The sequence below is a fragment of the Nocardiopsis lucentensis DSM 44048 genome, from assembly GCF_000341125.1.
Classification (GTDB): Bacteria; Actinomycetota; Actinomycetes; order Streptosporangiales; family Streptosporangiaceae; genus Nocardiopsis; species Nocardiopsis lucentensis.
Genome location: NZ_ANBC01000298.1, coordinates 1 through 6743 on the forward strand (window position 1 = coordinate 1; position 6743 = coordinate 6743).

10 protein-coding genes and 1 pseudogene are annotated in these 6743 nt (G+C 69.9%); 10 read left to right on the forward strand and 1 reads right to left on the reverse strand.

Annotated elements, in window-relative coordinates:
- The 9 genes and pseudogenes from D471_RS41700 to truA form a co-directional block, all read left to right on the forward strand.
- Window positions 1–153 (forward strand): annotated as a pseudogene (locus tag D471_RS41700) (type I methionyl aminopeptidase); the annotation flags it as partial.
- A 57-nt stretch (window positions 154–210) separates the two neighbouring features.
- Window positions 211–669, forward strand: coding sequence for a DUF1707 SHOCT-like domain-containing protein (locus tag D471_RS0110390; protein WP_026127590.1), 459 nt, complete (start codon window positions 211–213; stop codon window positions 667–669).
- A gap of 498 nt (window positions 670–1167) precedes the next feature.
- Window positions 1168–1389: a translation initiation factor IF-1 gene (gene infA / locus D471_RS0110395; protein ID WP_013156135.1), complete on the forward strand. Its 222-nt coding sequence runs from the start codon at window positions 1168–1170 to the stop codon at window positions 1387–1389.
- 52 nt (window positions 1390–1441) lie between these two features.
- Window positions 1442–1555 (forward strand): 50S ribosomal protein L36, encoded by a 114-nt coding sequence (rpmJ, locus tag D471_RS33770; RefSeq protein WP_013156136.1) that lies wholly within the window; start codon window positions 1442–1444, stop codon window positions 1553–1555.
- A 207-nt stretch (window positions 1556–1762) separates the two neighbouring features.
- Complete coding sequence (rpsM, locus tag D471_RS0110400) at window positions 1763–2143, forward strand: 30S ribosomal protein S13 (protein ID WP_017598560.1); 381 nt, start codon at window positions 1763–1765, stop codon at window positions 2141–2143.
- 66 nt (window positions 2144–2209) lie between these two features.
- Complete coding sequence (gene rpsK, locus D471_RS0110405) at window positions 2210–2617, forward strand: 30S ribosomal protein S11 (RefSeq protein WP_017598561.1); 408 nt, start codon at window positions 2210–2212, stop codon at window positions 2615–2617.
- Window positions 2618–2798: 181 nt separating this feature from the next.
- Window positions 2799–3821, forward strand: coding sequence for a DNA-directed RNA polymerase subunit alpha (locus tag D471_RS0110410; protein ID WP_017598562.1), 1023 nt, complete (start codon window positions 2799–2801; stop codon window positions 3819–3821).
- A gap of 70 nt (window positions 3822–3891) precedes the next feature.
- The gene (gene rplQ, locus D471_RS0110415; RefSeq protein ID WP_017598563.1) at window positions 3892–4377 is read left to right on the forward strand and encodes a 50S ribosomal protein L17; all 486 of its coding nucleotides are present in this window, start codon (window positions 3892–3894) and stop codon (window positions 4375–4377) included.
- Between the two features lie 98 nt (window positions 4378–4475).
- Entirely contained in the window at window positions 4476–5321 is an 846-nt protein-coding gene (gene truA, locus D471_RS0110420; protein ID WP_026127591.1) for a tRNA pseudouridine(38-40) synthase TruA, read from the forward strand.
- A gap of 116 nt (window positions 5322–5437) precedes the next feature.
- On the opposite strand, the gene D471_RS0110425 is transcribed toward truA, so the two are convergent.
- On the reverse strand, window positions 5438–6262 hold the full coding sequence (locus tag D471_RS0110425) for a hypothetical protein (protein WP_193789756.1): 825 nt from the start codon (window positions 6260–6262) through the stop codon (window positions 5438–5440).
- A gap of 33 nt (window positions 6263–6295) precedes the next feature.
- On the opposite strand from D471_RS0110425, the gene D471_RS41285 reads away from it, so the two are divergent.
- Window positions 6296–6743: hypothetical protein (locus D471_RS41285; RefSeq protein WP_206538929.1), on the forward strand; the 448-nt coding region annotated here is incomplete at its 3' end.

The following is a 6743-nucleotide window of genomic DNA, read 5'->3' on the forward strand; positions in this document are numbered from 1 at the left end:
GACGACTGGACCGTTGTGACCAAGGACGGCGGGCGCGCGGCGCACTTCGAGCACTCGGTGGCCATCACCGCCGAGGGCCCGATGGTCCTGACCGCACGCGAGTCCAACCGCGATAAAATCGCGGAGATGGGGTTCGTCCAGCCGACTTGGTAGTGGCCTTCCGCGTCGTGCGGCGCGCGGCGCCCTTCGGGGAGAAGCGAGGTGTGCGCGGTGTCCGAACCGGTTCCGTCGATGCGGACGTCCGACGAGGAACGCGACCGGGTGGCCCAACTCCTCCAGGAGCAGTTCGCCCAGGGGCGGTTGGACCAGGAGGAGTTCACCGACCGGTTGGGGCAGGTCTACAAGGCGCGCACCGTCGGTGAACTGGCGGAGGTCACCCGGGACCTGCCCGAGCGCGACCTCGCCGACCTGACCGGCGCCGGTCCCCGGGGCGCCGAGTTCGCCGTGGCGCCGCCGATCAGCATGCGGGACCCGGCGCTGATCGTGCCGTGGATCCTCTACGGCGGCGTCAACGTCCTGTGCTTCGTCATCTGGCTCATCCTCTTCCTCACGGGGCAGAACAGCTACCCCTGGTTCCTGTGGGTTCTGGGGCCATGGGGGATCGTGATGGGTGTGGTGACCGTGGGGGTGCTGGCCGCACAGAGAGGCCCGGACGACGGTTCCACCTGACGGTGTTCGCCCTGGGCCTCCGCTTCGCTTCGGCCCGGGTTCGGGCGCCCATGCGGCCAGGGATTCTTCATCCTCGGCGGCGCCTGTCGCTCGTTCCTCGCTGCGCGGCTTGCCTCGTCTTGCAGAACCCTGTCGGCGCCCGAACGGTGTTCGCCCTGGGCCTCCGCTTCGCTTCGGCCCGAACGACACCCCCTCGGGTGGCCGTTTCGCCCCGCGGGTGCGACGGTGTAGGGTGCTCTGCCCGTCGGTTAGGAGTACTTGTCCGAAGGGGATACACTGACACTGCCCATACGCGGGCTGTTGGGTCAGTCTGCCTTCTTCGTGCCCCGTCTTTCCGACGACGTACGCTCTCGCAGTTGGCCCGAACTTCCAGTGTGCTTCGGCGTCGACGACGGTTGGCTTCCTGCACCGTCGTCGGGGCCATCGTGTCATGCGAGGGCACACCGGGACCCGTCGGGTTGTCCTGATCAACCAATCGATGAGCGAGGCGTGGAGGACATGGCAAAGAAGGACGGCGCCATCGAGATCGAGGGTTCCGTTGTCGAGTCCCTACCCAACGCTATGTTCAAGGTAGAGCTCGACAACGGGCACCAGGTCCTTGCCCACATCAGCGGCAAGATGCGGATGAACTACATCCGTATTCTCCCCGACGACCGCGTCGTCGTGGAGCTGAGCCCGTACGACCTCACGCGCGGGCGTATCGTTTACCGCTACAAGTAGCCCGTCGCGGGCCGCACGGCCCAGAGCGGGTGACATCGAGTTCGGAGTCACCATGAAGGTCAAGCCGAGCGTGAAGAAGATCTGCGCGAAGTGCCGCGTGATCCGCCGTAACGGCCGGATCATGGTCATTTGCTCGGACCCGCGGCACAAGCAGCGCCAGGGCTAGCACCCTCGCTCGCCGCGGCTTCCGCGTCGCGACCGCCCGGCAGGGGAACGCGTTCCCCCACTGGGCCTGCAAGAACGAACACCTGTTCCGATTCCCGGGAGTGCTCGGGAACCACCCCCGGTCGGAGGCCGGGGCCTCGTCGGTTGGGCGACGGGAGGGTGGAACGGGTCAGACCTCCGCACACACATTGGATGGAGTCTCGCCCACATGGCACGTATCGCCGGCGTCGACCTCCCCCGCGACAAGCGGGTGGAGATCGCTCTCACGTACGTTTTCGGGGTCGGCCGCACCCGCGCGCTCGAAACGCTGAAGAACACCGGTGTCGACGGCAACACGCGCGTCTACAACCTGTCCGAAGAGGACCTGGTCAAGCTGCGCGAGTGGATCGACGCCAACTACCAGGTCGAGGGTGACCTGCGTCGTGAGGTCCAGGCCGACATCCGTCGCAAGATGGAGATCGGCAGCTACCAGGGCATCCGGCACCGCCGAGGCCTCCCGGTCCGCGGTCAGCGCACGCAGACGAACGCCCGCACCCGCAAGGGCAAGAAGAAGACCGTGGCCGGTAAGAAGAAGGCCGGTAAGAAGTAGTCCGCTCGGACTGTCGACCGCGTCCGAGACACACACACGGACCGATGATCTCTGGGAGTTTCGCTCATGCCGCCTAAGGGCCGTCAGCAGGGTGCCGCGCGTAAGGTGCGCCGCAAGGAAAAGAAGAACATTGTTCACGGTCACGCTCACATCAAGAGCACGTTCAACAACACGATCGTGAGCATCACCGACCCCACCGGTGCCGTGATCTCGTGGGCCAGCTCCGGACAGGTGGGCTTCAAGGGTTCGCGTAAGTCGACCCCGTACGCCGCGCAGATGGCCGCCGAGGCCGCCGCGCGCCGCGCCCAGGAGCACGGCGTCCGCAAGGTGGACGTCTTCGTGAAGGGCCCGGGTTCCGGCCGGGAGACCGCCATCCGTTCGCTCACCGCGACCGGTCTCGAGGTCGGCTCCATCCAGGACGTCACCCCGGTTCCGCACAACGGCTGCCGTCCGCCCAAGCGCCGCCGGGTCTGACCCCCGGGCGTCGCTCCGCGCCTCCTACCGCGCGGAGCGTACGCGGCGCTTGGCCCGCGTGGTCCCCGTTGGGGCCGCGCGGGCTGGGTAGGAATCCGAGTAGTGGGCACCGCCGTCTGGGCGGTGTCCGTCCGATGGCCGTCAAATAGCGGTCGGCCATGTGGAAGGGAAGACACGGACCATGTTGATCGCACAGCGTCCCACGCTGACCGAGGAAGCCATCTCGGACCTGCGCTCGAAGTTCGTCATCGAGCCGCTGGAGCCGGGTTTCGGTTACACCATCGGCAACTCGCTTCGGCGTACCCTGCTGTCCTCCATCCCCGGCGCGGCTGTCACCAGCATCCGCATCGAGGGCGTCGAGCACGAGTTCACCACCGTGCCCGGTGTCAAGGAGGACGTCACTGAGATGATCCTCAACCTCAAGGGCCTGGTCGTCAGCTCCGAGCACGACGAGCCGGTGCTGATGTACCTGCGCAAGCAGGGCCCCGGTGTGGTGACCGCCGCGGACATCGCTCCGCCGGCCGGTGTCGAGGTGCACAACCCCGACCTGCACATCGCCACGCTGAACGGCAAGGGCAAGCTGGAGATGGAGCTGACGGTCGAGCGCGGCCGCGGTTACGTCTCGGCGACGCAGAACAAGCAGGCGGGCCAGGAGATCGGCCGGATCCCGATCGACTCCATCTACTCGCCCGTGCTGCGTGTGACGTACAAGGTCGAGGCCACCCGTGTCGAGCAGCGCACCGACTTCGACCGTCTGATCGTCGACATCGAGACCAAGCCGGCCATCCGTCCCCGTGACGCGGTCGCCAGCGCGGGCAAGACCCTGGTCGAGCTGTTCGGCCTGGCGCGTGAGCTCAACGTCGACGCCGAGGGCATCGACATGGGCCCGTCGCCGACGGACGCCGCCCTCGCGGCGGACCTGGCGCTGCCGATCGAGGACCTCAACCTCACGGTCCGGTCGTACAACTGCCTCAAGCGTGAGGGCATCCACAGCGTTGGCGAGCTGGTTGCCCGCTCCGAGCAGGACCTGTTGGACATCCGCAACTTCGGTGCCAAGTCCATCGACGAGGTCAAGCAGAAGCTCGTCGACATGGGCCTGTCGCTGAAGGACTCCCCGCCCGGATTCGACCCCAGCACCGCGGCTGACTCCTACGGCTCCGATGACGACGAGGGCCAGTCCTTCGTCGAGACGGAGCAGTACTAACCGACCTTCGTCGCCCACATGGTCCCCGGCCGAGTGCGGCCGCGGACCGCATCACTAGGAGAACGACACCATGCCCACGCCTACCAAGGGCGCCCGTCTGGGTTCCGGGCCCGCTCACGAGCGGCACATCCTGCGGAATCTCGCCACCGCGCTGTTCGAGCACGGCCGTGTCCGCACCACCGAGGCCAAGGCCAAGCGCCTGCGCCCCTACGCCGAGAAGCTCATCACCCTCGGCAAGCGCGGTGACCTCCACGCCCGCCGTCAGGTCCTGACGCAGATCACGGACAAGTCGGTCGTGCACGAGCTGTTCACCGAGATCGGCCCGCGCTACGAGAACCGCCCCGGTGGTTACACGCGCATCACCAAGATCGGTCCGCGCAAGGGTGACAACGCCCCGATGGCGATCATCGAGCTCGTCGAGGCGCTCGCCGCCCCGGCCGCCCCGGCCAAGGCCCCCGCCGCCGAGGCCACCGAGGCTCCGGCCGAGGAGACCGCCGAGGCTCCGGCTGAGGAGACCGCCGAGGCTTCCGCCGAGGAGAGCTCCGAGAGCAAGTAGGACGTGACGGCGCGGTCGGGTGAGGACCCGGCGCCTACCGTTCGTCGAGTGCCCGATCCCCTGGGGGTCGGGCACTCGTGTTCTCCGGGATGGGTGCGATGGACGACAACGACACGACGGTCCGGCTGCGGCTGGACATCGCCTACGACGGCACGGACTTCTCCGGATGGGCGGTCCAGCCCGGTCGGCGCACGGTCCAGGGGGAGCTGGAGGCCGCGCTGGCGCGGGTGCTGCGGCTGCCCTCGGTCTCGCTGACCTGTGCCGGGCGTACCGACGCCGGGGTGCACGCCAGGGGCCAGGTGGCCCAGGCCGACATCCCGGCCGCCACCTGGGAGAGCGAGGGGGAGCGGGTGGCGCGCCGTCTGGCCGGGGTGCTGCCCAAGGACGTGCGGGTGACCGGGGCGAGGTTGGCGCCGCCCGGGTTCGACGCGCGCTTCTCGCCGCTGTTCCGGCGCTACGCCTACCAGGTGAGCGACGCGCCCTACGGGGTCGACCCGCTGCTGCGGCGGTACGTGCTCTGGCACCGCAGCCCGCTGGACGCGGACCGGATGAACGAGGCCGCGGCGCGTCTCGTGGGCGAGCACGACTTCGCGGCGTTCTGCAGGAAGCGGGAGGGCGCCACCACCATCCGCGAACTGCTGCGCCTGGAGTGGGAGCGCACGGACCGGTACCTGTTGCGGGGAACGATCCAGGCGGACGCGTTCTGCCACAACATGGTCCGTGCGCTCGTGGGCGCGCTCCTGGCGGTCGGGGACGGCCGCAGGGGGGTCACATGGCCCGGAGAGGTGCTCGGGGCCGCTGTGCGCGATTCCTCGGTGCACGTGGTGGGCCCGGAGGGGCTCAGCCTGGAGGAGGTGCGCTATCCGGCCGACGGGGAGTTGGCCGAGCGAGCGACCTCGACCCGCAGGGTGCGGACGCTGCCCTGCCGGGGGCACTCGGCCTGAGCGAGCCCCGTGCCGGGCCCGTGCCGAGCCCGCGAGGCCGTAGAAGACACAGTTGAGAACACAGAGGGCACCCGGAACGGATTCCGGGTGCCCTCGCGCGTGTCGGCGGTGGCGTGTCAGCCGCCGCTCCCGGTGAGCAGTGTGAAGGCCTCGCCGAGGAAGCCCTCGCCGATCGTCTGGAGTTCGGTCGCGACCTCCGAGTCCTCCTCGGCGTCGTTGCCGTCCTTGTTGGCGGCCAGGGAGAAGACGATGTGGTTGCCCCACTGCCCGCTGCTGCCGTAACCGCCGGCGAAGCCGAGGCGCTCGGTGCCGCTGCCCTCCTCGCCCGCGAGTCCGGCGAACCACTTGGCGGCGACCAGGTCCTGCTCGCCCTGGGCGGTGACCGCCTCGCCCTCCGTGGCCATGGTGGCGATCCCCACCGTGACGGCGCGCGTCTCGTCCTCGTTGAGGTAGGAGGCCCGGACGACCTGTTCGCAGCCCTGCTCGGTGAGGACCGTGCCGTAGTCGCCGTGGGCGGCGGTCGCGCAGTCCTCGGCATCCTCCGTCACCACGCGGGTGAAGGTGCCGGCGCCCTCGACGTCGATGGTCTCCGGGAACAGGGACTCGGCGGACAGCGGGCCCTCGGGGCCGGTGGCGCCGTCGGAGGAGGCGCCGTTCCGGGCGAACAGGAAGGCGCCGCCGCCCGCGACGACGAGCAGCGCGACGAAGCCCGCGATGAGGAGGATCTTCGTCCTTCCCCCACCGGAGCTCCGGGACCGGTCCGACCGCTGGTCGGGGTAGCCGTCGTAGTCGTCCAGGTCCTGGAGGTCGAACTGCGCGGTGTCCGCGCCCGCGTTCTCGGGGACCTCGTCGCGGTAGAGCGGACGGTCGTTCCGCGAGCTGGGAGCGGCGGGGACCGCCTGGATGTGCTGTGTGGGGCCCGCGGCGTCCACCGGGGCCATGGGGTCGGGCGCCTGGGGCGGGGGAGGCGGTTGATGCCCCTGGGGGGCCTGACCGGGGGCGCCGGGCATCTGGGCGTACGGAGGCGGGTTGATCGGAGCTTCCCGCGGCGGCCCCTGTGGCGCTCCCGGTTGGGGCGTCATGGCGGGGTGGCCGCCGGAGGGGGCGCCCTGGTAGGCGGTCGGAGGCTGACCGGGGCCTCCCGGCGCGGGTTGGCCGGGAGTGTGGGGCTGTCCCGGTGGGAACGGCGGCTGGCCGGTGCCGGGCCGCTGGTGTTGCTGGTCCTGCGGAGGGGGGAACTGCGGTGCTCCGGCGGGTCCCTGCGGACCCGTGCCCGGAGGCTGCTGGGGCGGTCGCTGGCCGGGCCCGGGGGCGCCGAGGGGTGGGTTCGGACCGCTGGGGGTGAGATGTGCCATTCCGGACTGGCCGCCCATCGGGGCGGGGCCGTGCGGCTGCCGTGCGCCGGGATCCATCGGCGGGGGG